Here is a 26,861-nt window from a genome sequence, read left to right as displayed (position 1 = left end):
TTCCGCACACGAACCTCGAATGCCCGTGGGATGCCCACGAGCGTGCTCTCCGAGGGCGTCCGTGCAGGTCAGGGCAACTTCCACGGTTTACACCGTGGATGTCGGGGGTTCGAATCCCTCCGGGCCCACCCTCGCCCCCGGGCTCGCCCCGCTCACCCGGAACCTTGTCGGCCTCGGCGGATGATGCGGCGGGTGGGTTGGCAGGTCCGAGGCGTCCTGCGTGGTAACTTTGCTTCGCACCTGAGGGTGTCATCGCGGGGTGGAGCAGTTCGGTAGCTCGCTGGGCTCATAACCCAGAGGTCGCAGGTTCAAATCCTGTCCCCGCTACGTGTGTGATGTCGCAGCACATCACGATGGCCCGGACCCGCTGGACGTGGGTTCGGGCCATTGTCATGTGCGGACCCTGGCGGGCGGTCGGCTCAGGGCTGTTGACCGCGACGCCCTCGTGCTCGATGTGCGCCCGGACCGGCGACTGGTTCAGACGGCGAACAGCAGCCCGGCGCTGAAGAGGACGACGACGGCCGTCGCGAAGTGGATCCCGAACGCGACGGACCGGCGCCCGCCGTGCCGCAGGACGATCACGGTGTCGCCGAGCGGGGCCAGCGCGACGGCGAGCATGAACCAGGCCGCGGCGTGGGCTCCGGCGAACGCGAGCAGCACCAGTCCCACGATCCCGAACGTGGCGTCCCGCAGGCCCTTGATCTCGAGGTAGGCCCGGTCCTGCGTGGCCGGGATGCCGTAGCCGGCCGCCGCGACGAAGGGGTGGAGCAGGAACCGCGTCCCGATGTAGAGGATGAACACGTTGAGGGCCACGGCCAGGGCGTAGGCGACGACAGTCACGGCGGGTCTCCTTGCTAGCGTTGATAGCGGATATAGCGACGCTAGCAGAGCGGAGGCAGAATTCCTAGCAGTGCTAGGATCTGGGCATGGCAACGGGAACGCGCCGTGAGCGCGAGCGGGCGCAGCGGGAGGAACTGATCGTCCGGGCCGCCCGCGAGCTGGCCGAGGCGGAGGGCTGGGACGCGGTCACGACCCGCCGGCTCGCCGCCGAGATCGAGTACAGCCAGCCGGTCTTGTACAGCCACTTCAAGGGCAAGAACGCCATCATGACGGCGGTCGCGGCCCAGGGGTTCGAGGAGCTGGCGCGTGAGATGCGCGCCGCGCGCAGCGCCGCCGTCGGCCCGGGCGGGGCGCTGGCCGCGGTGGCGGCGTCCTACACGGACTTCGCGCGGAAGCGTCCCGCGATCTACGACGCCATGTTCACGCATGCCGTCGAGGTGCGGTTCGCCGACGCGGACGGCCCTGCCTACCTGCGTGAGGGGTTCGGCGAGCTGCTCCAGGCGGTCGAGCCGCTGGCCGGGGACGACGACCCCGGCATCGTCACCGAGACCTTCTGGGCGAGCCTGCACGGCCTGGCCATGCTGGAGCGCAGCGGCCGTCTCCCGGCGGCCGGCCACGACCAGCGGCTGGGGCTGCTCATCGAGCGCTTTTCCGCGCCTAAGGACTGACCGCGAGAGCCGTTACCCGGCGGGCTGGAAGTGCCCTATCTTTCTCCCGTGACGACGCCTTCGACCCTGCACGAGTCGCTGCACGAGCCCGGGTTCTGGGCGCAGTACACCTACGCCTACGCGGACGGGCCCGGTGCGGACCGGCTCGGTGAGCTCGAGGACTGGCTGGACGACGACGAGGACGAGGAGGACGACGACGATGACTCGTCGTTCGACGTGGCCTTTGAGGTCGGTGCCGGCCATCACGTCGTGCTGAGCATCGACGTCTGGGCCGACTCCTACAGCCTGGGCGTGACCGTCCCGGGCGCGGGCGCGGACTCGGACGCCGACCCTGACTCGGACGAGCCGGCCGAGCTCGGCTGGGACGACCTGGCGCACTGGCACCCGCACGCGCTGCGCTGGTCGGAGCTCGACCTGATCACCCGGGCCATCGCGGCGAAGAACCCGGGGCAGTGGCCCCCGGGCGCGGCACTGGCCCTGCTGTGCCGGTTCGCGGCCGTCTTCGACGACGACGACGTGGACGGTGCCGTCGCCGCCGTCGAGGAGGCGTACGCCGGACTGCGCCCCGAGAGCTGGGAAGGCTACTGGCCGCGCGGCACCGACTGGCTCGAACGTGCCGACTTCCGCGGCAAGGGCGTCACGTGGCAGAGCGACGAGGCCGGGAACCGGTGGGTCGCCGAGCGTGATGCCGACGCCGAGCCGTTCTACAGCACGCGGCTCGCGCCGGACCCGGAGGCCGACGACGGATTTCCGCACGATCAGCTCCGGGCCGTGCTGGACGCCGCCGCGGTGACTGTCGGCGAGCAGGCGGAGCCCGGCTCGAACTGAGCTAACGCCTGAGCTAGCGCGAGCGGCGTGCGCTCACCACAGGCCGCCCTTGGAGCGCTTGGTGTTCTTGCTGCTGCCCCACGTCCGCTTGAACAGGTTCTTGCTGCGGCCCTTCGTCGTGCTTCCCCACAGGCCGCGCTTCCAGCTCTTCGCGCGAGACTTCCTACCCCACAGACCAGCCATCAGCCAGACCCCCTCGTGTGCGGACAGGGCTTCAGGCTACGCAGGGGGCGCGGGCGGGTGAATCACGTGGCCTGGTTGACATCTCAGGTCGACCCGCGCGGGATCGCTTGATAGCGCTCGTCAGACCGGGGCCCTTGGCCGAACGGAATTCATCCGGTCGTTCCGGACGGGTGCCGAGAAGCGCAGTGTTCGTCTGCGTAACGTGAAATGCATGACGAGACTCGAAAGGTGGGAGGACCGCGCGGAGATCCCGTTGCTCCTGCTGGCGGTCGCGTTTCTCATCGCCTACGCATGGCCCGTGATCGATCCGCGGCTCGACCCCGACCTGGAGACGGTGCTGCGGGTCGGCAGCTGGACGGTGTGGGGAGCGTTCGCGGTCGACTTCGCGGTGCGCATCTGGCTAGCCGAACAGCGCCGGACCTACGTCATTCGCCATTGGTACGACGTCGCGCTGATCGTGCTGCCGATGTTCAGATCGCTCAGGTTGTTGCGGGTGCTTGCGCTGGCACGCATCTTGAACCGGTCCGCGAAGAACTCCCTCGTCGGACGCGTCGGTATCTATGTGATCGGCACGGCCGTCGTCGTCTCCGGGCTCGCGGCGATCGCGATGCTCGACGCCGAACAGGATGCGGCTGACGCCAACATCACGTCGATCGGCGATGCGCTCTGGTGGTCGGCCGCCACCGTCACGACCGTGAGTTACGGGGACCGGTACCCGGTGACGACCGAGGGCAGATTCATCGCGGTGGGGCTGATGATCGTTGGGATCGCGACGGTCGGGGCGGTGATCGCCGGCGCCACGGCGTGGATCATCTCCCAGGTCCAGGGCGACAGGGTCACTGGTGGAGAGCCGCGAACACAGCTGACTCAGCCGCAGGGGGCTCCGCCCGAGTAGCACGGGTCGTAGTCGATGTTCTGCTCTACTGGCGGCGGATCGTTGAGTGAACGCCAGTCCACCTGTGGAACGATGAACAGCGCGATTGCTGCGATCGCCACGGCCCCCACCAGCACGTGCCAGACGAATGCGATGACGCGAGCCTGTCGACGCCAGGCCGACACGAAGGTCCACGCCACCGAGGCCAGCATGAGCAGGGCAACCGCCGCGTACACGATCGTGTGCCGAGCTTGCGGTGTGGACGACGTCAGGAATCCGTAGGCGTCCCACAGGTTGACGAGCAGGACAAAGGGGCCCGCGAGAGCGATCAGGGATCCGACTGCCTCGCCGACCACGCTGGGACCGGCGTCGGCGAACGTCTAGTCGTGATGGCTCACCGTGGCTGCTCCCGGTCGCAGCACCCCGTGGATCTCTGTCCGCCCGTCATGTCTGGATAGTACGACCTGGCCGAAAAGCGCTACGCACCCTGCCGGTGAGGAAGGGTGCGTAGCGCGTCAGGCCCGGTCGGACGGTGCCGCTCAGAAGAAGTTGCGCGGGTCGAACTTCTCCGCGATGTCCGAGAGACCCTGGCCGGCCTCCGAGACCTGGTCGCCGACCCCGGAGACCTGGTCCCCGACGCCGGACACCGCGCCCTCGGCGCTGCCGGCGAAGTCCTCGACGCCCGTGGTCGCCTGGCCCAGGGCGTCAGCCCCGTAGCCCTCGATGCCCGCCGTGGCCTGGTCGATCGCGCCCGTCCCGTACTCCTCGAAGCCGGCCGCGGCCTCGCCCAGGGCACCGGTCCCGAACTCGCCGGCAGCCGCCGTCAGGCCCTCGATGTCGACGCCCGAGGCAAGAGACTCGAAGTCGACGCCGAGGTTCGCGGCGTCAGCCAGGAGGGGCCCGGCGACGCTGCTGACGACCGCACCGGCCGCGACGGCGCCCAGGATACCGACCGCGCCCACGGCGACTCCGGCGACGGCGCCGCCCTTGCCGACCTTGGCGAGCACGGACCGCATGGAGCCCGGCCGGCGGGCCTCGCTGCGGCCCGCTGCGCGGGACAGCTCGACCGGGTCGGCGGAGCGGGGCTGCTCGTGCTGCGGGAGCTCGGTCTGCATACGCTGCATCACGGCGTGGCGCTGCGCCGGCGTCAGGCGCGCGAAGGCCTCGGCGTGGATCCGCTCGACCTGGTGCGGGTCGGCGGTCTGCATGAGGTAGTCGTAGCGGGCGATCGCCTGACGGTCGGCGTCGGCGGGGCCGTGCCCGCCCGGGTAACCCTGCTGGGCGGGGTAGCCCTGCTGCTGGCCCGGGTAACCCTGCGGAGCGGGCGGGTAGCCCTGCTGCTGACCCGGGTAGCCCTGACCCTGTCCCTGCTGCTGGTTCTGCCCGCTCACCGCGTTGGCGACGTCCCGAAGGGTGGACTGCCACGATCTCTGGCCCGTCGAGCCACTCTGCGGCGCGCCCTGTTGCTGCTGCTGCTGCCCGTTCTGCGAGTCGAGCACCTTCTTGGCCAGGCCGATCATGTTCGAGAGCTTGGACATGCGGTCCGTTCCTTCCGTCGGGCGGAAGGACCACGTTTCCACGCGATCATGAGAAGTACGTGAGACCAGGATGAGAGATTCACCCCGTGGCCTGGCGAGATACGTCGATGTCCGACATCGTGTGGACCACGCGGGACGGCCGGACGGCCACCGAACGACGGAGGCACAGTGCATTCCCATCTCCCTGGACCCGGCCGCCGCACCCCGGTGAGCACCTACCGGCTGCAGCTCGGCCCCGACCTGACGTTCGCGGACGCCGAGAAGACGCTCCCGTACCTCGACACCCTGGGGGTCACGGACCTCTACCTCTCGCCGGTGCTGCAGGCGGCGCCGGGTTCCACGCACGGGTACGACGTCGTGGACCACACCCGGATCAGCGACGTCATGGGCGGCCGCGAGGGCCTCGAACGGCTCGCGGCGGCGGCGCACGCGCGCGGGATGGGCGTCGTCGTCGACGTCGTACCGAACCACATGGCCGTGCCGACGCCGGCCTGGCACAACCGCGCCCTGTGGTCCGCGCTCAAGCACGGTCACGAGTCGCCGTACGCGGACTGGTTCGACCTCGACATCGCCGCTGGTGAGGGCCTCCTCATGCCGGTGCTGGGGGCGCGGATCGGCACGGTGCTCGCGGCGGGGGAGCTCGTGCTCGACCGCGCCGTCGTGCCCGGGGAAGGGGATGAGGAGCAGCCCGTCCTGCGGTACTACGACCACCTGTTCCCCGTGCGCCCGGAGACGGAGGACCTGCCGCTGGCCGAGCTCGTGGGGCGGCAGCACTACCGGCTCGCGTACTGGCGCGTGGCCGACGAGGAGCTCAACTACCGGCGTTTCTTCGACGTCGGCACGCTGGCGGGCATCCGCGTGGAGGACGACGACGTCTTCGACGCCACGCACGCCCTGCTGTTCGAGCTCTTCGACGCGGGCGTGATCGACGGCTTCCGCATCGACCACCCCGACGGGCTGGCCGATCCCCGCGGGTATCTGCGCCGGCTGGACGCGGCGACGGGCGGGGCGTGGGTCGTGGCCGAGAAGATCCTGGAGGAGGACGAGGCGCTGCCCGACGACTGGCCCGTCGCAGGGACCACGGGCTACGACACGGCGTGGCGGCTGCACGCCCTCCAGGTCGACCCCGACGGCGCGGCCCCGCTCGCCGGCCTGATGCACGAGGTGACGGGCGAGCAGACCACCCTGGGCGACGTGATCGAGCAGGCCAAGCGGCAGATCGTCGAGACCTCGCTGTACGCGGAGATCCACCTGCTGACGACCATGCTCGCCGACATCTGCCGCGAGGACGTGCGGCTGCGCGACCACACGTTCCGGTCCCTGCAGGACTGCGTGGTCGAGCTGGTCGTCGCGTTCGGCCGGTACCGCGCGTACGTCGTGCCGGGGGAGGAGGCCCCGCCCGAGGCGGAGCGCGTGGTGCGGGAGGCGGCCGACGTCGCCCGGACGCGCCTCGACCCGGACCGGCACGACACGCTCGACCTCGTCGTCGAGCTGGTGCTCGGGCGCGAGGCCGGGTCCGCGGGCCGGCGGGACGAGGAGCGGCGTGCCGAGTTCGTCGTCCGGTTCCCGCAGGTGTGCGGCGCCGTCATGGCCAAGGGCGTGGAGGACACCGCGTACTACCGGTGGACCCACCTGGTCAGCCTGTGCGAGGTGGGTGCGGCGCCGGCGCGTTTCGGCGTCGGGCCGGACGAACTGCATGCCCATGCCCGGCAGACCGCGGAGTCGTGGCCCGCGACGATGACCGCCGGCTCGACGCACGACACGAAGCGGGGCGAGGACGTGCGGTCGCGGATCGGGGCAGTCTCCTCGCATGCGGATGCGTGGATCTCGCTGGTGCGGCGGCTGCGGGAGGCGACGTCGGACGTGCGGCCCGCCGACCTCGACGGGCGGACCGAGAACCTGCTGTGGCAGACGCTCGCGGGGACGTGGACTGTTGCTGGACCGATTGAGGCCGAAAGGCTTGCTGATTACCTGGTCAAGGCGTCGCGGGAGCAGAAGTCCTGGACTCTGTGGACGGCGCCGGATCTTGCTCGGGAAGCCGGTCTGGTGGAGTACGCGACCTCGCTGTTGGCGCATCCCGAGGTGGTCGCCGGTTTTGCCGACTGGGTGGAGCGGGTGACGCCGACGGTGCGGCGGTCGGTGCTGGCGACGAAGCTGCTGCAGCTCACGGTGCCTGGCGTCGCTGATGTGTATCAGGGGACCGAAGTGACCGGGACGTCGCTGGTTGATCCGGATAATCGGCGGGCCGTTGATTTTGAGGGGCTTGCGGCTGTACTTGAGTCGCTGGATGCGGGGCGGACGCCGTCGGGACTGGCCGAGGAGAAGCTGGTGGTGACGGCTGCTGCGCTGCGGGTTCGGCGGGCGTATCCCGGGGCGTTCGTCAGCGAGGGGGCCGGGTATGAGCCGCTGCCGGTGACGACTGCGCGGGCTGTGGGGTTCGTGCGGTCGGACGGTGCTGGGCCTCGGGTGGCTGTGGTGGCTACGCGGCTGGGGGATGCGCCCGGGCTTGATGAGGCTCTGGTGGTGTTGCCGGATCTTGGTCCGGGGGAGGGGTGGCGGTCTGTGCTGACCGGTTCTGTCTTTGAAGGTGGGGCCGTGCGGCTCGGGGAGCTGCTGGGGGCGTGGCCGGTTGCGTTGCTGGTAGCGGACTCGGGTGGTGCTGCTGGTGCCGGTGCTGCTGGTGCCGGTTCGGCGGACGGGGCCGGCGCATGAGCGGGGACCTGCGGGTCTGGGCGCCCTCGGCGTCGCGCGTCGACCTGGTGCTGCCCGCAAACGGCACCACGGAGGCGATGGTGGCCGACGACGGAGGCTGGTGGCGCTCGCCGCGGCCCCTGCTGGCCGGCACCGACTACGCGTTCTCGCTCGACGGCGGACCGTCGCGCCCCGACCCGCGCAGCCCCTGGCAGCCGGTCGGTGTGCACGGTCCGTCGCGCACCTTCGACGTCGGCGCCCACACCTGGGCCGACGGCGGTTGGGCCGGCCGCGACGCGCTCGGCGCCGTCACCTACGAGCTGCACATGGGGACGTTCACGCCCGAGGGCACGCTCGACGCCGCCGTCGGGCGCCTGGACCACCTGGCCGACCTCGGCGTCGAGATGATCGAGCTGATGCCGGTCGCCGCGTTCGGCGGGCACCACGGCTGGGGGTACGACGGCGTCGCGCTGTGGGCCGTGCACGAGCCGTACGGCGGGCCGGCGGCGCTCCAGCGCTTCGTCGACGCCGCGCACGCTCGCGGGCTCGCAGTCTGCCTCGACGTCGTCGACAACCACCTGGGGCCCTCGGGCAACTACCTCGCCGAGTTCGGTCCGTACTTCACCGACGAGCACCAGACGCCATGGGGCTCGGCCGTGAACCTCGACGGCGACGGCTCCGCGGAGGTGCGGGCGTTCGTCATCGAGAAGGCGCTGCGATGGTTCCGCGACTTCCACGTCGACGCCCTGCGGCTCGACGCCGTCCATGCGCTGGTGGACGACTCGCCGCGGCATGTGCTGGCTGATCTTTCTGATGCCGTTGCTGTGCTTGCGGCCGATCTGGGGCGGCCGTTGTCGCTGGTGGCGGAGTCGGATGCGAACGATCCGCGGACGGTGACGCCTACCGGTTCTCAGTTTGAGGGGCGGGCCGGGTACGGGATGACGGCGCAGTGGGCCGACGACGTCCACCACGCCCTGCACACCCTCCTGACCGGCGAGCGGCAGGGGTACTACGCCGACTTCGGCACCCCGGAGACGCTCGCCAAGGCGCTGACCGACGTGTTCGTGCACGACGGCGGCTGGTCCACCTTCCGCGGCAAGAACTGGGGCGCGCCCGTGCCGCCCGACATGGACCGACGCCGCTTCGTCGTCTGCTCGCAGAACCACGACCAGGTCGGCAACCGGGCGCTCGGCGACCGGCCGTCGCGCGTGCTGTCGCCGGGGGCGCTCGCGGTGAGCGCGGCCGTGGTGCTGCTCGGGCCGTTCACGCCGATGCTGTTCATGGGCGAGGAGTGGGGCGCGACGACGCCGTTCCAGTACTTCTCGGACCACGAGGAGCCGGAGCTCGGGGCGGCGATCTCGCGCGGCCGGGCCGCAGAGTTCGGTGGGCACGGGTGGGCGGAGCTGTACGGGGCGGATGTGGTGGTGCCTGATCCTCAGGCGGTGTCGACGTTTGAGGCTTCTCGGTTGGACTGGGGCGAGGCTGCTTCTGAGGGTGGGGCGCGGATGCTGGAGCTGTATCGGGGGCTGGTGGGGTTGCGGCGGTCGGAGGCGGCCGTGGCTTCGGGGGATCGGGGTTTGACGTCGGTGCGGGTGCAGGACGGGGTTGTGGTGATGACGCGTCTGGCTGCCGAAGGCGGTGGGCGCGTGGATGTGGTGCTGGCGGTGGAGGAGGGGTTCGTGTCGGTGGTTGTGGAGCGCGACCTTCGGGCGGCGTCGGTGGTACTCGATTCCGGGGCGGCGCTTGGGGGTGAGGCCGCGGTCGTGGAGAGCCGGGACGGGGCGGTGGCGGTGACCGTGCGGGGGCCTGGGGTTGTTGTGCTGCGGTGAACGGCCGCCGGGGCAGCGGGTTGATTCGGCTCATGCGCACGACCTGCGCAGGCTAGGAGGCAGGCAGGAATGTCGCCATTGGCGTGGATCAATGCGCGAAAATTCCGCAATATCCGTCGGCGCCGCCTAAGGCTTGGTGTCGTCGCCCATAGGCTATAGCTTTCGCAACTCAACCCGTAGGGGTGCCGGATGGCAGAGGAAATATGCTGCCCTGTGAAAATCCGTACCAATCGTGGCGGAACTAGACGTGCTGGCCATATCTCTGGCGGGCGAGATTGAGGTAACTGAGCTCGTTGGGACCGAACTGGACTTCGGAGGTACTAGCTCGATCGGCCGGCCCTTCCCTGTGCCAGACGATTTCGATGGTGAAGCTGCTAACGCTCCAGCTGCGTGTCGACTCCAACAGAACAACTACCGCAAGTCGCTGACGTCGATCGTCCTCATTCTCGACCGGTGCCCAAAGATCAATGTCGGTGCCGTGGTTGGTGTCACTGCGAACTGTCTGGAGAGCCCGTAATGCGGTTAGTGTGAGTTCGCGACGAATCCACGCTGTTTCGCCTTGTTCAGCTTGCCCGTTCGCTTCCATGCTCGATGCGACGGTGTCTTGCGGCAGGTAGGCGGGCACAGCGAAAACGGGAACGGGCACGAGATCAAGCACCACACAGCCAGCCTTGGCCGCCTCGCTTGGAGTGGTTCTCGTGGCTTGGCCAATTCGTCGCCCTATCTCCGAGTTCTCGGAGATCTGAGCGAAGAATGTCATTAAATTCTGGATGGCGGCAAGGGAATGCGTCGTACCCAATGGATCTTGAGTTTCAGTCGGCATCGCACGGAGCGCCACGCGGTCCATTCCGTCAGACAATACATCCCCGACGAGCCGCTCGACAGATGAATTATTCAGCATGGCGATTTCTTCGATCGCCTCTATCAGCCGTCGCGCGTAGTCAACATCACCCGGGTCGGTTGGAAGGTGAACAACCGCTTCCCGTTCGCCAGGTATGGGGCTAAAAATCCATGTCTCGTCAAAAGATCGTCGAGAATGCAGGGACCACTCGTCTTGCGAGTTAAGGAATTTCGACAACCTACGCGGCGTCAACATATCAACGTTTCGTCCAGGCCGGAACCCCGGAGTCGGGCTCACTGGTCGTATCGCCATTGTGCCGCCTCCTTCATGAGTTCGTCGAGCGACTTGGGTGTCAGCAGGTTACGTCGGGGGATGTGCACGACGATGCTGTTCTGATGCGAGGGTACCGGCGGGAGATGCTGACCTTGCAGGTAGAACGTGGCGAAGTTGCCGTAAATACCGGCGTCGTTGACTTCGAGCCACGTTGCTGGAGGTCCGCTGACCACTGTGATGCAGAGGATCGCCATCGAGTGGCGGTTGGGAGCCGACAGAATCACTGCTGATCGGCGGTCGAGTTGCCATGCGATCGACTCGGCGCGCTGGACATCCAGACGTTCTGTGCACTTCGACTGCACGTCGAGCTTGGGGTGGAGCGCGTTGGGCGCGTAGTCCCGGTCGGACACCAGGGTTAAGTCGACTGCGGCGAGGTCACGGCCAGCCAGGGAGACGTCGAGTCCCGCAGTCGCCGCGACGATGCCGATGGCGTTGCGGGCGAAGGCCTCCTTGTGGGCGGACAGAGGAATCCCGGTGTTGTCACCGCCTAGTTCGGCTGATTCGTTCGAGGAGACCTCTGTCACGCGAACTAAGGTACAGGCGAAAGGTCAGAAAGGCGCATGCTACAAAGTGGCGGCTATGGCAGAAAATTCTGGACCTTAGTGTTCAGTTCTGAGTGAGAGGGCTGTCGGTCCTCGTCCGCAACCCACCTGTTCGACCCACGCAGACGACCACTGACCTGGTGGTGTGAGTACATGCCGAGCTCGTGCGTGCTGCCGAGCGGCTCGCGCTGGGACGCCGTCGACCCGTGGAGCAGATCGTCGTCGAGGCGGCGGCGGGGCCGCATGACCTGTAGGTCGTCCTCGGCCGTTGATCGGCCTGCCGGGGTATGGACATGGTGCTGGCCACGGCGTCGGGCGCCTGACAGGATCTGCGGGTGCCATTCGCCCCTGACCTGACCATTCAGCCCGAGCAGCGAGTCGCACTGTGCGCGGACAGCCTGGCCGGTCTGTCGGTCGGTGACGCGCTCGGTGCCCAGTACTTCGTCCCCACCAACGATCCGGTGTCGCTCCTTCGGGACGGGACACTGCCCGACGGGCAGTGGCCATGGACCGACGACACCGACATGGCCTGCACGGTCGCTGCCGAGCTGATCGAGCACGGTGAGATCGACTGTGAGCGGATCGCCCGGGACTTCGCGCAGCGTTGCGATCCCTACCGCGGGTACGGCGCCGGTGCGGTCCAGGTGCTGCACCAGATCCGGGACGGCGTTCCGTGGCGCCAGGCGACCGTGGCCGCGTTCCCTGCTGGCTCGTTCGGCAACGGCGCGGCTATGCGCATTGCCCCGCTGGGCGCGTATTTCGCCGGCGACCTCGATCGTGCGGCCGAGCAGGCGATCCGGGCGTCGGAGGTTACGCACGCGCACCCCGAGGGGATCGCCGGTGCGGTCGTCGTGGCGGTGGCCACCGCGTTCGTGGCTGGCGTGCGGACGGCGCAGGTCCGGCCGGAGCCTCTTGAGTTGCTCGAAAGCGTCGAGCCGTACCTGCTGCCTGGTGCGACGGCGAGGGGCGTGGCCGCCGTCCGCGGCCTGCTTGGCGCGACGGTGGGGGAGGCTGCCTGGTCGCTCGGGAACGGGTCGCGTGTGTCCGCCCAGGACACGGTGCCGTTCTGTTTGTGGACCGCGGCTACCTTTCTGTCTGACTATCCCGGGGCGATCAAGGCTTGTATCGAGGCTGGTGGCGACGTCGACACCACTGCTGCGATCGTCGGCGGGATGGTGAGCGCATACACGGGGGTCGGTGGCCGGGACGGCGTCGTCGGCGTGCCGGGTGCGTGGCTGGGGCGGCGGGAGGGGCTTCCCGCGTGGCTCTCGTGAACGACTTCGACCTGCTTACGGCGCAATGCTCTTGGCTCGAGCGGGAGAGCGCCGACATCGGTCGTCCGGTGCCGCATCAACCGGTCGACCTTCCTGGCATGCCTGTCATGGCTGGCCTGTTCTCTACGGCCACGGTCACGCCTGTGCGGTTCGACGGCGTCGAGCACGAGATCCTTGCGTGGGGACCGCCGGCGGATCGTCGCGGGTGGTTGTGCCGGCTGCCATGGCAGGACGACGACGCCGACGTTCCAGAGGCGCTGCGGGCTGTCCGGGCGGTGACAGGTGGGATCGTCGAGCACTTCGGTGCTGTCACAGATTCCTGGTGGTGGCTCGACTGTGGTGACGTGCTGACCCGGGAAGCGTCGGGCCGGCCTGTTGAGGAGACACTCGGCGCGTACGAGTGGATCTGGGCCGACGAGGGCCTCCGTATCCCGATCGAGGCTGCTGACTACGTGACGGTCGCCGCCGAGGCGAACGGGAACCTCACCCTCGCGCACCGTCGCACTGGGGAGGTCGTCTGGTTCGCGCCGGACCACTCCGAGACCGGCGTCACCGTTCTGCCGGGATGCCCCGAGTACTCCTTGTACACCTTCGACGGCGCTCCGGATCTTGCCTCGTGGGTTGAGGTTGGCGCGACCCAGTGGGCGAGGAACTGAGAATGCTGAGCGAGCTGGAGCCGGGGCTTGTCGTGCTTTTTTAGCTGTCGATGATGGGCAGCAATGCGGGGGACCTTCCTGTTCTGTCAGGGCGCCGGCGGTAGCTGGAGCGCACTCGGAGAGATCGGCGGTAGCGTCGCGATCTTCTCCAGCAGGTACTCCGCGACGTCCTCCATGGAGCGCTCGCTCAGGCTGATGTGGCCGACGGTCGCAGGAAGTCCGGTGATCGCTGGTCGATTCGTACCGATGACGAGGGGCAGCAGGTAGTCCTCGGTCCGTTTGCTCGCCGCGTTCCTGCCGATCTCGAACTCAAAGGTGGTCCAGTCGCGCTCGGGGTAGTCGTCGGACAGACAGACGATCATGTACTGCGCCTGCCGGCCATAGACCCGGGCAAGTTCTTTGCGCAGGTCTTTTCCCCAGAGCTGCGCCTGCTGGTCGAAGTCGTAGAAGACCTCGAGCCCACGAGCCTTGAGAACCTCGACCAGGTTGTCGACGACCGCTCGGTCGCTCCCCGCGAACGACACCGCGACGTCGTACTCGTACCCGACCCTACGAATGTTCACCTGGGACTTGACCCGGGAAAAGTCGAGGTGGTCGAGATAGAAGCGGAGAGTCGGGTCGTCGATCGTCAGTGTGTCGTTCTCGTATATGAGAACCTCGGACAGCCCATTTTCCTCGATCACCGTAGGGAGTGCCTTGATCGCGCGGTAGAACGAGCTCCGGATCCGGTCCTTCTTGCGAGGGTCCGCGGGCGTGACGACAGCGTGGTAGAGCTCGTCACGGGAGATGTGGTTCTTGCTGCTCTTGGCGACCTGCTCGATGATCTCGTAGTAGGTGTCGTGCACGGAACGCGCTCCGCGACGTCCCCGAGCCAGGCTGACCACCTTCTTGAGATAGCGCCCGTCGTACTGCTGGACCACGAGCGAACCGATCTCGGGAAGGTCGACAGAAACCTGCAGCTCATCGGCAGCGGTTCGCATCACGTCGGCCTCGACGCAGCTCAACCGGCAGATCGCCTGGAAGATCGAGGGCGACCCGTTGGCGGCCTCGATCGCCGTGGCTCTGCTCGCCGCGTCGAACCTGATGTTGAGGGCCTGCTCCCCTTTCGTCATGAGCGCATCCATGAACGCGTCGCTCTGCGTGCCGAGCTGCCACGTGTCGTTCCGGATCGCCAGCTCGGGGTCGTGGCCGAGGATGGCCTCGCTGGTCTTGGCGATCCCGATCATGAAGAGGCGGATCCCGCGTTCGTGCCAGAGCTTGAGGTTGGAAGCGAGCTCGGTGCGTGCTTCCAGGGACAGGTGGTGAACGTCGTCGATCACGACCATCTCCAGCGCCCTCAGCCTCGCCTCGACCGCCTCGGCCGTGGTTGCTACCCCGAGCTCGGCGCCGAAGACGTCGATGATGCTCCGCGACTTGGCGTGGGTCCGACCGTTGAAGGAGTGGACCCGCTCCGCATCGATCCCGGCCGAGTCCAGCGCCCGTTTGGCGACCGTCGACTTGCCGCTCCCCGAGGGCCCGACGAGCGTGACGTGCTTGCCTGGCGTCACCAGCGATCCCTTGAGCCGTTGAGCTTCAGCCGGGGCCACATAGGTGACGTCCGGCAGGCTCGACTCGCTGAAGACCTGGCCGAGCCGGTACACGTCCCGCGTCATAACACTCCTCTGACCTGGGTGGTGATGCCTGGTGGGCCTCCATCCTTCCCGACCCGCGTCGTGCGCCGCCACTATCGGTGAAAGCTTGTTTCCATCATCTGAGGTATCTGGAAGAATTAGGGTGAAGGTGACGTACGGGACATGGTCCACGGTGGACGGCCCTGCCCTGTCCTGCGCGGAGAGGGGCTGACCCTGGCGACGTCCGACAGCTGCCCGTTCTGCAGGATCGTCCGCGGGGATGACCCTGCTGCGCGCGTGGTCTATGAGGACGAACGCGTCGTGGCGTTCTTCCCCACCAAGCCTGCCGTTGTCGGGCACGTCCTCGTCGTGCCGCGCCGTCATGTGCCGGACGTGTGGGCGCTGGACGAGGGTGAGGCTGCCCACCTGGGCAAGGTCTGCGTCCGGCTCGCCGGCGTGATCAGAAGGGCTCTCGATCCCAGCGGCCTCAACATCATCCAGTCGAACGGCGCGTCCGCCACGCAGACGGTGTTCCACCTGCATGTGCACCTCGTGCCGCGGCGAGCCGGCGACGCGATGGGACGGATCTGGCCCACGAAGGCGCGCTACCCGGCGTCCGAGAAGGACGAGGCGTGGTCACGCCTGCGAGTGGCCTCCTGGACCGAGGCGCCTGCGAGAGAAGGCCCGAGCGGCGAGGACCGTCGCAAGCACCTCGAGCTCGTCCAGGCCGTCGTGGCCCGGATGGCCGCGGCCTCGGGAAACGTGAAGACCTGGCTGCTCCCCGTGGTCATCGCGCTGTACGGCTTCAGCATCACCGAAGGCTCCGTCGCTCTTGCGCTGCTCGGGCTGGCCACGGTGATCCTGTCCATGTACGTGGACGCGAACTACCTCCGCGTCGAGCGTGATTTCAGGGGTCTCTACGACGCTGTCGCGCGGAACACGCGACCGGTCCGGGCCTTTTCGCTGGATCCTTCCGGGACTGCTGCACCGGTGCCGCCCGGCTCGTGGCGGGGCCTTTTGGCGGCCTCGGCCCGGCGATGGGTGCCGGGCTGGAGGGTCTGGCGCTCGTGGTCCATCCTGCCGTTCTACGGGGCGCTACTTCTGATCGGGCTGGTGATCGCGATCGGCGGGACCTGGTGAGACGCCACTCAGTTGGCATCTCTGACCAGTCGCTATGCTCGTCGCGCACACGCGTGAGATGAATCGAGGACTGGATGCCTCATCGAACGCACCAGAGATGTCGTTCGAAAGGGTCCCGTCATGAGTGCGTACGTTGTGTTCTTCAAGGAAAGCACCCACGACCAGTCCGAGGTCGACGCCTACCTCGAGAATGTCGGGAAGTCGTTCGAGGGGCACGACGCGAAGATCCTTGCCGCATACGGCGAGCAGCAGGTGCTTGAGGGACCGGCGCCTGAGGGAGTCGTCGTGATCGAGTTCCCGACGACGGCCGCGGCGCGTGCCTGGTACGAGAGCCCGGCCTACCAGGCCGCGGCGGAGCACCGGTTCAAGGGAGCGAACTTCCGCGTCGTCATCGTGGAAGGTGCCTGACCGCACCTGTTCGCAGGACAGGTGGTGGTGCGATGACTCATCTGCCGCCCGCGCTCGTACAGTGGCCTTTGTGTCGATCCAGGTAGCCGTCTGCGGCCCACGTCACTGCACCGATCAGGACGCCGAGAATGCGCGCGAGATTGGCCGCTTGCTGGCCCAGGCCGGCGTCGTCGTGCTCAACGGCGGGGGTATTGGAGTCATGGCTGCTGTCTCTGCCGGGGCTCGATCTGCCGGCGGCATCGTCGTCGGCGTCCGACCGGGGGCGACTCGCGACGACGCCAACTCCGACCTCGACGTAGTCCTTGCCACCAACATGGGTGAGGCGCGCAACGCGATCTTGGTGTGGTCAGCTGACGCCGTGATTGTCGTCGGAGGCTCGTGGGGCACCTTGTCCGAGCTCGCACTCGCGCGTCGGCGTGGCGTGCCGGTCATCAGCATCGGGGGCTGGCAGCTCCTTGATGCCGACGGCGAACCGGTGCCGGACGCCCCGCCTGCCGCGGCCACGCCGGTCGAGGCTGTGGACTTTGCGCTCAGCCGCGCGTGAGCCGCCTCGGAATCGGGCCGTAGCGGCGACTGATCTGCTGTTCAGCGCCTGCGGTATCGCGTCGCGTATGCCCGGATGAGCTCGCTTGCCGGTCCGATGTCCTCGGGTCGCAGTGCGCGCTTGGGCAACACAACCGGCGTCGAGAGGACAGCAGACGAGACGTGGAGCACGAAGGCATTCTTGCCCTCGATCGCGAGGAGGACCGCCGCCCACGTGAACGTCGACGACACGACCGACTGTTCGACCGCGACGCCGTCGACGGTGATCTGGAGGCTCGTCGGACGGCGGGCTGCGCTGTGGGCATTCCAGATCAGCCGTGGGACAAGAACGGGCGCAATCACGCCGACCCAGAACAGTACGGCTGCTGATGCGAAGACCAGCGTGAACGAGAAGGACCTGCCGACAGGATCGTTCCGCCAGCCGACAGACAGCAGCATCCCGATCAACAAGAGCGCGATCAAGAACACGACGAGCGCGCGCGGAACACCTGCCAGTCGGATGAGCGCGACGATGTCGCGACGTTCGGGGTTCCACTGAGCGGAGATCGTGCGCGTGGTGATTGAACCGTCGGAAGCCACCCGCGAAGTCTGGCACGCACCGACCTCGATGTACTGGTTGCTGCCCATTACTGCACGGCTGACATTTCTCGGCGGTGCCGGGACGTCTCTCTGGCTCACCGTCGCGCGCTCAGGGTCTTGCCGTGATCGAACAGCTGACGTTCGACGACGTCGGCCGTGGTTGCCCAAGAACTAGCCCAACGGGCTACGGTGTCCAGGTAGAGGGCGTACTGGTCGCGAGTCCAGGTCCAGTTCGTCCGCCAGGTGAGCTCGGCCTGCTCGTTGAAGGCTCGGACGACGAACCGGTCGAGAATCAACGGGCGCGGACCTGGCGCAGCATCCCAGCCGGCGAAGTAGAGCACCTTGGTGAAGAACGCCGGCCCGAGGCCTCTGAGGTTCGTGTCGCCACCCTTTTGGAGGCGTCGATAGGCGGCGACGGCGCCGTCCTCGCGGAGCGTCGTCATGGACTCAAGGAGCCGGTCGCCAGCGTCCTTGCGCGAGTGCAGCGGGCGGCTGCGCCGGGCGACGCCGATGCCCCCGGCCCCGGTACCCCACACGCACGCTGCGACGTAGCACTGCACCGCCTGGGCGGGCGTGTCGACGTCCGCGGAGAGCCTAAAGACGTCATCGCGAGTGATCCGGTGGAACTTGCCTGTTCCCTGGAGAAGATCGAGCTCGTCCGGCCAGAGGCCTTCCGGCAGCCATCGCTTCCAGGTCTCTGGGTTGAACGGCACCGCCTGGCCCAGCACGGCCTCACCGCGATCAGGCGCGATCTTCTCTCTCAGCAGCGCCGGAAGATCTGTCATCGCACGACCCTGCGGAGCGGTTGCGCGCCACTCCGTCGCGAACAGAGAGTGGACCGGACCATCTACCTCTTACCTCGTCTCTTCGTTGTTCCCGCGTCTGCGGAGAGCCCTCGTGGCGATCTCGCCTGACAGCCTGTCTGTCACGGATCTGGCCCGGTCGACGGTGCCATTGCCGACCCGTCTGGCAGCGTCGATGCCCTCGGCTCCGGTCTGCAGCGCCATGTCCTTCACCTCAGTGACGGCGTCCACCCATCGCCTCGCTTCCAGAGCCTGTCGGTCGTCGTCGATCCCGAGGCGTCCGTGGAAGTCGACGACGGCGGTCGCTACGTGGTTGCCGGCCTGCACCACGGCTCTGGACGAGGTCGGGTGCAGGAGCACCTTCGAGTTTGCTGTCCCCGCCGCTCTGTCGATTCGGGCCAAGAGGCGGGCGGTGCTGTGCGAGATGAGCTCCAGCCGCTTTCCGCGGGCGACCTTCAGCGCGATGCGATGACTGTCCAGCTCCTCCGGCGATGTGTCCAGCACACGGTCAAGCTCGAGCACTCCGATCGCCTCCTGCAGCTGGAAGCAGCGAGCGAGAACCGCGAGCCACTCTCTTACCGTGGACTCGGCGTCCCTCGACGCTGTGGCGAGATCACCGATGGAAGACTTGTGCTCGAGCTTCTCCGCGAGGGCATCGATCCGGCGCAAGGCGTACGCCTGGGTCTGTGCGATGGTCATCGGCGTGGCCTGGACCTTCGACCAGGTCACCTCCGAGACGCGCCCTACGTGCTCCCGGATCGTCATGGCCTCCTCGATCACGAGGTCCGCTCCGACCATCTCGGCGAGCGCAGCGTCCTTCTGGGCCCGCAGGATGTCGTCGACCTTCGCATCGATCGCGGCGAGATAGTCGGTGATCTCCTCCATGGCCTGCTGCATCGCGAGCTGCGCCATGATCCCGGCGGCACCCGCTAGTACCGCCGGGTTCGTCAGCAGTGCGCCAGGACCTTTCGCCGCGAACTCGACGAACCCCTTGACCTGACCGCTGGGTCCCTTCAGCACGCCGGAGCTCAAACCGGTCTTCGAGCTCGTCCGCAGCCCCCACTTGTCGACGAGCTGCGCCGACTCCTTGGACAGCTTCACCCAGCGACCGGAGCTGGCGGCGAGGTCGGAACCCGTCTGCGTGATGCCGGCCGCGGCGCCGAGCCGGGGCCCGAGCCGTTGGAGACCAAGGTCCTGTGACGGCAGACCCTCAGCGCTGAGGAATCGTTCGACGGCCTCAGCGTTCCCGATGACGGCCAGACCGCCGCCGTCACTGATCAGCTGGATCGCCTGGTTCACAGGAGGCTCACCGGTCGCTTGCCGAGGGCCTGAGTTCGTGTCTCCGCCACGGTCAGGTCGAAAAGGACCAGGGCGAGCTGAGCCTGCTCGCTTTCCTTCAGCTTCCTCGCGCTCATCGGGATGCTGTCGACGACCAGGGCCAAGGGGTTGGCTGCCAGGTGCCGGCAGAGGTCTGTGCCGAAAAGCACCTTGAACCAGTGGGCGCCGTCCTTCGGTCGGGGCTCTTCGCTGCGCACCACGCCTACACCCACTACCTGCGCCACGGGATTGTCCCGGTGCACGGACTCTCGCACCCAGATCAGGTCGCCGGTGGTGATGCCCAGCTTCCTCGGCAGGTGCCAGGTGTGGATGTCTTTCTTGCCTGCCATCACCTTCGTCGGTGGTTCCTTGTATCCCCAGGACTCTGTGTTCGTCGGGTTCACCGGATAGAGCCAGTGCGTCATTGCTGCCTCCATGTGACACAGGCTTGGGGCTTTGTCCGCTGTCGCCTTCTGCGACAGCGCGTATGCCACCGCCCAACCTTCGTCGAGATCGCGTTGCCGTGTCTGCTCGCGGACCGTTGTTCACCCGGGCGAACTGCCGAGGCCGCCGCCGCTGACGCCGCAGGTCAGCAGGCTTGCACCGCCGTGCGGGTGAGATACGGGCACGTGGCTGCATGTGGTGCCAGTACCTACGCGATCCCTACAACCTGGACACATCGGCCCGATCAATGGTCAGGCCATTCACAGGACGGGCCCTAAGCCGGATCTGGCAAGACGCGAGAGTGATCTGCCACCTTGTCCAGCTGGTCACGAAGGACCGCAACTACGACGTCCGCCGCAGCAGCAGGTGTCTCGTGCTCCCAGATCCGCACGACGCGCCATCCCATCTCCGTCAGCACACGGTTTGTGTCAGCGTCACGGGCCGAGTTGGCAGCAAGCTTCGTGGCCCACCACCCAGCGTTGGAGCGAGGCTTTGTTCCGTGGACCTGGCATCCGTGCCAGAAACAGCCATCAACCATGACGGCGACTCTGGCACGAGTGAACGCGATGTCGATCGTCCGACGCCGCTGCCCGGGAATCGGGTACGCAACTCGGTAACGCAGCCCACGGGCGTGGAGCTCGCGGCGAAGCGCTATCTCGGGGGCCGTGTCCTTCCGCCGTGCCGTCGACATCCGGCGGCTGATCGACGATGACGAGGCCCCCGGGTGTGCGCCGACATGTTGCGGCACCATCCCCGCCGTCGCCCTGGGCGGGGTGCTCTCAGGCAGTCGCTCAGCGTCGCGCAAAGCCCGCCTCTTCAAGCACCTTGCTCGCGGCCTGCCCAAGATCGGTCGTCGGATTGAGGTCGCCATTGATCTGCGTGGGCAGTGCGATTCGAAAGGTCACCGAGTTGTGCTCGACGTGAGGGATTCCTGCGACGTCCGACGACTGCAGTACGCGGATCCGCTCATCTCTCATGTCGTAGAGCCGTTCGAACGTCGCCATCAGACGCTTGGCGTACCTCGGTCCGTTCCGGTCAGCCGTGTGGTCGTACCCAACCCCGATGTCGCCGCCGTACTGGCGTACCCGCGTGATGAACTGTTCGCGGACGGAGGTGCTCAACCGCTCTGCGATGGCATCGACCAGCGCGGGGACCGAGGTGCCGCCCACCGCCGCAGGTGGCAACCACCGGACGCCGATGCTGAACAGGTAGAGAGCTGTTTCTGGCGCTCCCGTCACAGGATGCCCTAGCTCTACCTGGTGGAATCCCTGGATGAGGTGGCTGGTCGTCGCTCCCGTCGTTGCCTTCACCTCGACGCCCACCTCGCCCAGCTGAACGTCACGTGACGACGGGACGCTCCCGAACCAGCACGCCACCACTTCGTCTGGCGCACTCGACTGGCGCGTGAGCTCGTCCAGCAGAATCAGTTCACCGACCAGACCAGTGAGGACCTCGCTGCCAAGTTGCTGCTGTGCAAACAATGCGGCGATCACTGGCTCCGTGCGGGAGAAAGCTGGCTGCCGTTCTCTTCCGAACCCGTTGGCCAAGAGCTCCGCACAGATGAATGCGGCCACGCCTGGCAGGTTCGATGCCTCGGGGAGGGCCATGCGGTTGGCGGCGAGCGCACCGCCTCCCCTGGTCGTCCACGTCTGGTGCTCGAGCACATCCCGGAGAGCACGCGTCACCGGCTCGATCGGGTCCCCGACAAGGAAGATCTCGATAGTTCCTTTGTCGTCGCGCGAGACAGCGACCGTGTGCGCGGTGTCCGCCCAGATGAGGTCGCGGTCCCCCTGAGTGCTCGCGCGTGGGTGCCGATCGATCTCGGCCCTCAGCCACTCGAAGGACTCGGTGCGGTCGTAGGTCAACGCCCTGCCTCCGATCGTGCTCGGACGTGGTCGGGTCCCCCGAGCGGGATCGAGACGCCGACGGCGATCGTTGGGTCCGCCCCCTGGTGCCCGACAAGGTGGAAGAGGATCAGGCCGTCTTCCCCGGGTGGGCGCCTGCCGTCAAGCACCTGTGGCGGGTTCATGCCTCTCGCGACGTAGTCGAACAGGTCATCGCCCTGGATGCCGTCGCCGGAGTAATTCCTCGATCCCCAGTCCGCGTCGAGCGACGTCGTACCGTCTGCAAGCCTTCGCATCATGGGCCGCGCTGGCCAACGGAGGTGGGCAAGCGGCCCCCCGGTCAGCGGTTCACCGCGCCCGAACCGAACACCGACCCAGAACCTCGGCTGCCTTCGGGCTCGTGCCGTGGGCTCGACGAGACTCCACACCATCGGAGAGTCGTCGGTCGTCAGGAGACCGGGGACGGTTCGAGGCACGACAGCCGACCACAGGCGCAGATATGCCGCGACGGTGTACGGCGAGTCCTTGGACAGATCCAGCGAGCCTGCGACTAGGGGAGACCGGTAGAGCGGGAGGCACGGGTCACCGTCGGGTATCTGCGCGTGATGGGCTACCGACCGCCACCTGGCGGCCTCCCCGCTGTCCGGACCCGGCCCGTGGTCCTCGTACCGCAGAGATTCGAGCAGCTCCGCTGCATCGGTGAGGCTGAGCGCCTCGGAGAGCAGCAGGCCGCGTTGTCCCGATCCGGAGGGCACGGCGATCACGCCGTCATCGGAGAAGACGCTCGCCACGAGCTCAAGGTTGTCCCCGTCAGAGCCGGCTGGGTTCATGTGGCGGACGAATGGTTTAGGCCCCGGGAACAGCGGCTCGGCCTGAAGGTTTGCAATCTTCCCTGTCGCTTTGAACGCACGGCCCTGCAGGATGACCGGGGTCGGCGCAGCGCCCGACCCCATGGCTTTGAGTACGTCGCGCCGGAGGGCCTCATCGTTTTCGTGATAGTGGGTAAACAGGTCGATCTGGTCACGTGTCGTCAGCACACGGCACAGGTCGATAATCGTGCCCCGATAGCCGAACCAGCGCTGCATCTGCATCTGGGTGTCAGCGAGCGGGGTGGATGCGCTGCGTGTGAACAAAGTCGTAGTCAGGCCCTCGAGAGTCAGTCCGCGCGACATGACATTGCCGGACACGAAGATCGTAGAGAGGTTGGTCGCCGCGCGCCAGGAGCCGTCGGCGCACTGTCGAGGCGAGAACTCAGGACGGTCATCTGCTCTCTCGTCACTGTTGATGACAGCGACGCGAGTGCCGGGCACGACGTCCTCGAGGATCAGGCGAGCCACGCTGTCCCACTCGTCCAAAGTCGGGACTTGGCGCTCTTCAGCCGGGGCTAACCTGCCCACTACAAGGTCCGCGGTCTCGCGGTACGAGTCGAGCCATGCTGTCCACCGATCGCGGTGCTCGACCATGTCGGTCGCGATCCCCTCGACGCCGAGGTCACGGCCTTCGGACGCAGCCTCGCTAGACCGAGCTGACGACGCGCCGCCTGCCCAAGCAATCACGGCGTCGGCGGTATCGAAGTGTTCGTCCTTCTCCGCGGACGGGTTGATAAGCATCGACATGGGGTCGATGACCGCGGACCGTGCCTCCCCGAAAGTCGAGTATCGCTTGCCCCGCGCATGGAACGGGCCGAGCCGGTCAGGCGAACGCAGTAGGCGCACGGCTGCCGCCACGAGGTACGCCCTGACGGCATCAGGCACACGCTCTTCTTCAGGGATGTCGTCGGTTGCCACGCAGAGTGGTGCGTCTGCCAGGTCCTTGTAGAAGGTTTCTCCGCCCGTGTACCAACCTCTGAGCCCGTCCTCTGTGCGAAAGGTCGACTCGCGAACGGCAGCGTTGCCTCTGGCTCCTGGGGTGCGCAAGCTGGCGACGAAATCGGTAGGAGCGAGCGGGTTGGTGCCGTCCTGCAGGAAGTTCGCTTGGGGTGTCGCTGTGTACGCGAGATAAGTCGCGAAGATCTCCGGTCGCACCGTCTCGCCCGGCCGCTGTCGTGACTCCCACAGATCGATGATGCGCCGTGGCACAGGCCTGTTGCCTGCGACCGCCGACGTATCGACGACAGAGGCGTCATCAGCCTCGTCATCGATCACGAGTAGGTGGAACGATTCGCCCCGCTCCGATGCGAGGGGGTAGACGACATCCTGCAGATTGCGACTTACTCGTTCCAGGTGCGCAGCGTTCTTCATCACTACGGCGATGACCGGGCGCCGACGCGCCAGGGCGCGGTTCATGCGGGGCCCCGGCATCTCGTAGAGATTGCTGAGGTCGGTGCCCGGCAGATCGGATGCCAGGCCGCCCGGAATGCGTACTCGACGAGTGTGAGCGTTCGCGTCGGTGTCGATCTGGTCCACGAACCGCTCGAACGTCTGGAGCCAGAGGGCTGTCCTCGTGCCGGCGAGGATGACGAGTGCGTCGACGCCCCGATCGAGCGCCATCGCAGCGACCGCCATCATCGATGCTGTCTTGCCCGACTGCACAGCGCCCATGACCAGTCCTCGGCGCTCTCGCGTCAGCGGCCAGGCAGGACCGCCTGGCTCCCCTGCGCCGAAGATCCCGTGGTCCACGATGTACCGTGCGTCATCAGCGATCACCTCACGGCTAGTCACGCCTATGCCCGACGCTGCCAGCCTGGTTTCGTACGCCGACCACCACGTTGCGGGTCTTCGGGCCAGCGCGACGTGCTCGACGCCGTACCTAGCACCAGCCTCGCTTCTCATGCGCGGACGTAACCCTCGGGCGCGTGAGCGTGGTCGACGATCAACTTGAGACCAGAGGAACCAAACCGCTCGACCAGGGCGGCGTGCGCGTCTCCAGGGTCGACGTCCAGGATCGCGAGGATCTCGCTGACCACGAAGCCGATCCAGCGCCACTGCTCCTTCGACTGGTTGCGGACAGGCTTGCCCCACCTGGCCGCAGAGTCACTGATGGCCGGCACCGCGTCCTCCAACCGGTCGACGAGCTGGTCGTCCAAGGCGACGGCTGCCGCGGACAGAGCGACCAGTGTCGCCACCAAGCGAAGTTCCTGCCACTTTCCGGTGCCGCGGTCGTTGCCGCTACGGAAGCGCTTGGGCCATGCGTCTGCCACGGTGGCGTGGGCATCCAGGGCGTGATCGATCAGGAGCATAAGATCCCGGACCGTCGTGGATTTCTGCAGAGGGTCGCCCGAGTTTGCCTGCACTCGCTGCAACAACGCGTTGATGTGGGCAGACGTGGAACGCGTGATCCCGTCTTTTCCTGCGTCGTTGAGAAGTAGCGCTGCGGCGACCCACGACAACACCTTCGTACGCTTGTAACCGACGTCGCCGAACTGGTACCGCGCAAGGACCTCGCTCGTCGACTTGAGGTCTCCCCAGTCATCCGAGAGGAAGGAAGCCACGCTCAGATCCGTAGAGTCTCCCCCCATGACGAGGAGGCCACGCATCAGGTCGAGCCTGTGATACAGGGCATTACGAATTTCTTCGGCGTTGAGAGACTTGCCCTGCGTGTTATACAGGGAAAAAACCTCATGAATCTGCGCCATCGTAGCCGTCTTATAGATGATGACGGGGATCTTGTACGTAGCCGCCTGCTCGAAGACATATCGAACACGCCGAGGCGTCCCCTGGACCGGGATGGTGAGGTCCCGGATCTCGCCGTAGTACTTTTCACGCAGTGGCGCAAGATCACCAACAAGAGGGTTCGGGCTGTCAGGCGTCTCGCTCGACCGGAGCGGGAACGGAAAATGGTTCTTCCGTTCCATCTCCGTGGTGAGGCGGTCGCGCTCGTTCTTGTTCCAGATCTCCTTGAAACGCGGATAGTCGGTCTCGAACACATGCGGAAGGTCCGGCTCGTTCCACTCCAGACTCTTCTGAGCGACAACATCGAGAGCATGCGGGTGCGCGCCTGTAAAACGCAGGACCGACGTGAGTCGCTGCTTGCCATCGACGACCTCGTAGACGGTTCCGCGGTCCTCGCTCTTCTCCAGGATGATCACCGACGGTAGCGGGATGCCGCGGAGGATTGACTCGATAAGGCGCTGAGCGTAGTTGGTCGGCCAGACATCAGCCCGCTGGTAAGAAGGGCTGAGGTCCAGCTCGTCGTCGCGGGCATACTGGATGAATGTCTGGATCGGCCAGGTCTCAGCCCTGGCATCGATCATGCCGCTCGGTTCGGCGCCATCGTCGTCGGCGGCGTCGTCCCACGACGCAGCCCACGCGAGAGAAGCACTGGTCTTTGTCTCTGTCCCCTCCGCGGTCTGCTCCATCGCCTGTAGGAACTCGTCACGTCGCGCAGACGCCTCTTCGAGCAGCAACGCGAGAGCTGCGAAGAGCTCGTTGCCGGCATGCGTGGGCACGAGATTGAGAGCCTTGGCCAAACTCGCGTCAAACGCCTGCGGCGACGAGTCGTCCAACGTGATCCCTAGTCGGATCCAGCCCTCGACCTCCAGCAGCTTCTGACGCCACGTCCCGTCGTCGAACCGCACGTCAGTCGCCCGAAAAGCGAACGGCTCCCGACCGAAGTCTTCGGGTAGGGGACCAGGCTCGCTGAGGCGGGCGAGGTAGTCCGCCACATTTTGCTGTACGTCGGTGAGGGCCTCCGGCATGAGTTCTCTCCTGTTGTCGTTCGTATGTCCTACGGCGAGGAGCCGCTCGATCAGCTTGCTGGCCTCCTCCGGCTCGAGCTGCGCGACCTTTGCCATGGTCACAGCGTCCACGAGCCTGTTGATGCCTACGGACGTGATGGTGTCTCCGGCGGACCAGCAGCCGGTATCCCACTCGACGCCCACGGCGTCCGCGATGACCGCAGCGCAACGGTGCTTCGACCGCACGTCGACCAGATCCATGCCGATCGCAGTGCCGAGCGCTTCGAAAGCCGATCTCTTCTCTTTGGCGCCAGGCCCCAGCGGCTCAGGGTCTCGCCCGCCGAGCACGTACATCCGCGCGACGGCGGAAGCCTTCGAGGTAGCGCTCGTGTACTGCACCGATTGCTGCTCCTTCGGCTCTCTGACCTGGATTCATCACACTACACAGCGAGGTGAGAGTG

The 26,861-nt window shown here is 67.0% G+C and carries 25 protein-coding genes and 1 tRNA gene; 11 read left to right on the top strand and 15 right to left on the bottom strand.

Features of this window, described 5'->3' with window-relative positions; all coding sequences use genetic code 11:
- Positions 1-253: 253 nt before the first annotated feature.
- Positions 254-327, top strand: a tRNA-Met gene (locus FHX71_RS15955).
- Between the two features lie 150 nt (positions 328-477).
- Here FHX71_RS15955 and FHX71_RS15950 read toward each other — a convergent pair.
- Complete coding sequence (locus FHX71_RS15950) at positions 478-840, bottom strand: DUF4267 domain-containing protein (RefSeq protein ID WP_182617990.1); 363 nt, start codon at positions 838-840, stop codon at positions 478-480.
- A gap of 86 nt (positions 841-926) precedes the next feature.
- Here FHX71_RS15950 and FHX71_RS15945 point away from each other — a divergent pair, with 86 nt between their 5' ends.
- Together FHX71_RS15945 and FHX71_RS15940 are read left to right on the top strand one after the other, a co-directional pair.
- Complete coding sequence (locus tag FHX71_RS15945) at positions 927-1,508, top strand: TetR/AcrR family transcriptional regulator (protein ID WP_182617988.1); 582 nt, start codon at positions 927-929, stop codon at positions 1,506-1,508.
- Between the two features lie 48 nt (positions 1,509-1,556).
- The gene (locus FHX71_RS15940) at positions 1,557-2,336 is read left to right on the top strand and encodes a hypothetical protein (RefSeq protein ID WP_182617986.1); all 780 of its coding nucleotides are present in this window, start codon (positions 1,557-1,559) and stop codon (positions 2,334-2,336) included.
- Positions 2,337-2,369: 33 nt separating this feature from the next.
- Here the strand turns inward: FHX71_RS15940 and FHX71_RS15935 are convergent, their stop codons facing one another.
- A complete protein-coding gene (locus FHX71_RS15935) occupies positions 2,370-2,519 on the bottom strand; it encodes a hypothetical protein (RefSeq protein WP_182617984.1) in 150 nt (49 codons plus the stop codon).
- A gap of 211 nt (positions 2,520-2,730) precedes the next feature.
- On the opposite strand from FHX71_RS15935, the gene FHX71_RS15930 reads away from it, so the two are divergent.
- Positions 2,731-3,414, top strand: a complete 684-nt coding sequence (locus FHX71_RS15930) for a potassium channel family protein (RefSeq protein ID WP_220489700.1) — start codon at positions 2,731-2,733, stop codon at positions 3,412-3,414.
- Here FHX71_RS15930 and FHX71_RS15925 read toward each other — a convergent pair.
- Both FHX71_RS15925 and FHX71_RS15920 read right to left on the bottom strand, forming a co-directional pair.
- The gene (locus FHX71_RS15925) at positions 3,387-3,749 is read right to left on the bottom strand and encodes a DUF6234 family protein (protein ID WP_182617981.1); all 363 of its coding nucleotides are present in this window, start codon (positions 3,747-3,749) and stop codon (positions 3,387-3,389) included. The genes FHX71_RS15930 and FHX71_RS15925 overlap by 28 nt on opposite strands.
- A 183-nt stretch (positions 3,750-3,932) precedes the next feature.
- Positions 3,933-4,931, bottom strand: a complete 999-nt coding sequence (locus FHX71_RS15920) for a cation-transporting ATPase (protein WP_182617979.1) — start codon at positions 4,929-4,931, stop codon at positions 3,933-3,935.
- A gap of 168 nt (positions 4,932-5,099) precedes the next feature.
- On the opposite strand from FHX71_RS15920, the gene treY reads away from it, so the two are divergent.
- Positions 5,100-7,643, top strand: coding sequence for a malto-oligosyltrehalose synthase (gene treY / locus FHX71_RS15915; protein WP_182617977.1), 2,544 nt, complete (start codon positions 5,100-5,102; stop codon positions 7,641-7,643).
- Entirely contained in the window at positions 7,640-9,451 is a 1,812-nt protein-coding gene (gene treZ / locus FHX71_RS15910) for a malto-oligosyltrehalose trehalohydrolase (RefSeq protein ID WP_182617974.1), read from the top strand. Before treY ends, treZ begins: the two co-directional genes overlap by 4 nt.
- Positions 9,452-9,692: 241 nt before the next feature.
- Here treZ and FHX71_RS15905 read toward each other — a convergent pair whose 3' ends face one another.
- Both FHX71_RS15905 and FHX71_RS15900 read right to left on the bottom strand, forming a co-directional pair.
- The gene (locus FHX71_RS15905; RefSeq protein ID WP_182617972.1) at positions 9,693-10,547 is read right to left on the bottom strand and encodes a hypothetical protein; all 855 of its coding nucleotides are present in this window, start codon (positions 10,545-10,547) and stop codon (positions 9,693-9,695) included.
- A 38-nt stretch (positions 10,548-10,585) separates the two neighbouring features.
- Complete coding sequence (locus tag FHX71_RS15900) at positions 10,586-11,149, bottom strand: DUF4365 domain-containing protein (RefSeq protein ID WP_182617970.1); 564 nt, start codon at positions 11,147-11,149, stop codon at positions 10,586-10,588.
- 353 nt (positions 11,150-11,502) lie between these two features.
- Between FHX71_RS15900 and FHX71_RS15895 the strand changes: the two genes are divergently transcribed.
- The gene (locus tag FHX71_RS15895) at positions 11,503-12,441 is read left to right on the top strand and encodes an ADP-ribosylglycohydrolase family protein (protein WP_312877064.1); all 939 of its coding nucleotides are present in this window, start codon (positions 11,503-11,505) and stop codon (positions 12,439-12,441) included.
- Positions 12,438-13,097 (top strand): hypothetical protein, encoded by a 660-nt coding sequence (locus FHX71_RS15890; protein WP_182617967.1) that lies wholly within the window; start codon positions 12,438-12,440, stop codon positions 13,095-13,097. The genes FHX71_RS15895 and FHX71_RS15890 overlap by 4 nt, the downstream gene beginning before the upstream one ends.
- A gap of 86 nt (positions 13,098-13,183) precedes the next feature.
- Here FHX71_RS15890 and FHX71_RS15885 read toward each other — a convergent pair whose 3' ends face one another.
- Entirely contained in the window at positions 13,184-14,749 is a 1,566-nt protein-coding gene (locus tag FHX71_RS15885) for a TIR domain-containing protein (RefSeq protein WP_182617965.1), read from the bottom strand.
- A 141-nt stretch (positions 14,750-14,890) separates the two neighbouring features.
- On the opposite strand from FHX71_RS15885, the gene FHX71_RS15880 reads away from it, so the two are divergent.
- From FHX71_RS15880 to FHX71_RS15870, 3 genes are all read left to right on the top strand, one after another.
- Positions 14,891-15,847, top strand: a complete 957-nt coding sequence (locus FHX71_RS15880; RefSeq protein ID WP_182617963.1) for an HIT family protein — start codon at positions 14,891-14,893, stop codon at positions 15,845-15,847.
- Between the two features lie 120 nt (positions 15,848-15,967).
- Complete coding sequence (locus tag FHX71_RS15875; RefSeq protein ID WP_182617961.1) at positions 15,968-16,255, top strand: DUF1330 domain-containing protein; 288 nt, start codon at positions 15,968-15,970, stop codon at positions 16,253-16,255.
- Between the two features lie 70 nt (positions 16,256-16,325).
- Entirely contained in the window at positions 16,326-16,799 is a 474-nt protein-coding gene (locus tag FHX71_RS15870; protein ID WP_182617958.1) for a TIGR00725 family protein, read from the top strand.
- 41 nt (positions 16,800-16,840) lie between these two features.
- Here the strand turns inward: FHX71_RS15870 and FHX71_RS15865 are convergent, their stop codons facing one another.
- From FHX71_RS15865 to FHX71_RS30085, 8 genes are all read right to left on the bottom strand, one after another.
- Positions 16,841-17,377: a YcxB family protein gene (locus tag FHX71_RS15865; RefSeq protein ID WP_182617956.1), complete on the bottom strand. Its 537-nt coding sequence runs from the start codon at positions 17,375-17,377 to the stop codon at positions 16,841-16,843.
- Positions 17,378-17,472: 95 nt separating this feature from the next.
- Positions 17,473-18,162, bottom strand: a complete 690-nt coding sequence (locus FHX71_RS15860) for an 8-oxoguanine DNA glycosylase OGG fold protein (protein ID WP_182617954.1) — start codon at positions 18,160-18,162, stop codon at positions 17,473-17,475.
- Positions 18,163-18,231: 69 nt separating this feature from the next.
- On the bottom strand, positions 18,232-19,479 hold the full coding sequence (locus tag FHX71_RS15855) for a hypothetical protein (RefSeq protein ID WP_182617952.1): 1,248 nt from the start codon (positions 19,477-19,479) through the stop codon (positions 18,232-18,234).
- Positions 19,476-19,991, bottom strand: a complete 516-nt coding sequence (locus FHX71_RS15850; RefSeq protein ID WP_182617950.1) for a hypothetical protein — start codon at positions 19,989-19,991, stop codon at positions 19,476-19,478. The genes FHX71_RS15855 and FHX71_RS15850 overlap by 4 nt, the downstream gene beginning before the upstream one ends.
- A 224-nt stretch (positions 19,992-20,215) precedes the next feature.
- On the bottom strand, positions 20,216-20,632 hold the full coding sequence (locus FHX71_RS15845) for a very short patch repair endonuclease (protein WP_182617948.1): 417 nt from the start codon (positions 20,630-20,632) through the stop codon (positions 20,216-20,218).
- 100 nt (positions 20,633-20,732) lie between these two features.
- Positions 20,733-21,806: a PD-(D/E)XK motif protein gene (locus tag FHX71_RS15840; RefSeq protein WP_182617945.1), complete on the bottom strand. Its 1,074-nt coding sequence runs from the start codon at positions 21,804-21,806 to the stop codon at positions 20,733-20,735.
- Positions 21,803-24,325 carry a Z1 domain-containing protein gene (locus tag FHX71_RS15835; protein ID WP_182617942.1) on the bottom strand — a complete coding sequence of 841 codons (2,523 nt, stop codon included), beginning with the start codon at positions 24,323-24,325 and terminating at the stop codon, positions 21,803-21,805. The genes FHX71_RS15840 and FHX71_RS15835 overlap by 4 nt, the downstream gene beginning before the upstream one ends.
- A gap of 227 nt (positions 24,326-24,552) precedes the next feature.
- Positions 24,553-26,799, bottom strand: a complete 2,247-nt coding sequence (locus FHX71_RS30085; protein WP_182617940.1) for a DUF262 domain-containing protein — start codon at positions 26,797-26,799, stop codon at positions 24,553-24,555.
- Between the last annotated feature and the right edge of the window lie 62 nt (positions 26,800-26,861).

The organism is Promicromonospora sukumoe (genome assembly GCF_014137995.1).
Lineage (GTDB): Bacteria > Actinomycetota > Actinomycetes > Actinomycetales > Cellulomonadaceae > Promicromonospora > Promicromonospora sukumoe.
This window is presented reverse-complemented; position numbering and strand designations above follow the sequence as displayed.

What these genes read in the sequence shown, in the direction of transcription:
- FHX71_RS15935 (WP_182617984.1), bottom strand. Translation starts at nt 2,519, where the DNA reads ATGGCTGGTCTGTGGGGTAGGAAGTCTCGCGCGAAGAGCTGGAAGCGC.
- FHX71_RS15875 (WP_182617961.1), top strand. Translation starts at nt 15,968, where the DNA reads ATGAGTGCGTACGTTGTGTTCTTCAAGGAAAGCACCCACGACCAGTCC.
- FHX71_RS15885 (WP_182617965.1), bottom strand. Translation starts at nt 14,749, where the DNA reads ATGACGCGGGACGTGTACCGGCTCGGCCAGGTCTTCAGCGAGTCGAGC.
- FHX71_RS15930 (WP_220489700.1), top strand. Translation starts at nt 2,731, where the DNA reads ATGACGAGACTCGAAAGGTGGGAGGACCGCGCGGAGATCCCGTTGCTC.
- FHX71_RS15835 (WP_182617942.1), bottom strand. Translation starts at nt 24,325, where the DNA reads ATGGGCGCTGTGCAGTCGGGCAAGACAGCATCGATGATGGCGGTCGCT.
- FHX71_RS15860 (WP_182617954.1), bottom strand. Translation starts at nt 18,162, where the DNA reads ATGACAGATCTTCCGGCGCTGCTGAGAGAGAAGATCGCGCCTGATCGC.
- FHX71_RS15945 (WP_182617988.1), top strand. Translation starts at nt 927, where the DNA reads ATGGCAACGGGAACGCGCCGTGAGCGCGAGCGGGCGCAGCGGGAGGAA.
- FHX71_RS15905 (WP_182617972.1), bottom strand. Translation starts at nt 10,547, where the DNA reads ATGTTGACGCCGCGTAGGTTGTCGAAATTCCTTAACTCGCAAGACGAG.
- treZ (WP_182617974.1), top strand. Translation starts at nt 7,640, where the DNA reads ATGAGCGGGGACCTGCGGGTCTGGGCGCCCTCGGCGTCGCGCGTCGAC.
- FHX71_RS15880 (WP_182617963.1), top strand. Translation starts at nt 14,891, where the DNA reads ATGGTCCACGGTGGACGGCCCTGCCCTGTCCTGCGCGGAGAGGGGCTG.
- FHX71_RS15920 (WP_182617979.1), bottom strand. Translation starts at nt 4,931, where the DNA reads ATGTCCAAGCTCTCGAACATGATCGGCCTGGCCAAGAAGGTGCTCGAC.
- FHX71_RS15845 (WP_182617948.1), bottom strand. Translation starts at nt 20,632, where the DNA reads ATGTCGACGGCACGGCGGAAGGACACGGCCCCCGAGATAGCGCTTCGC.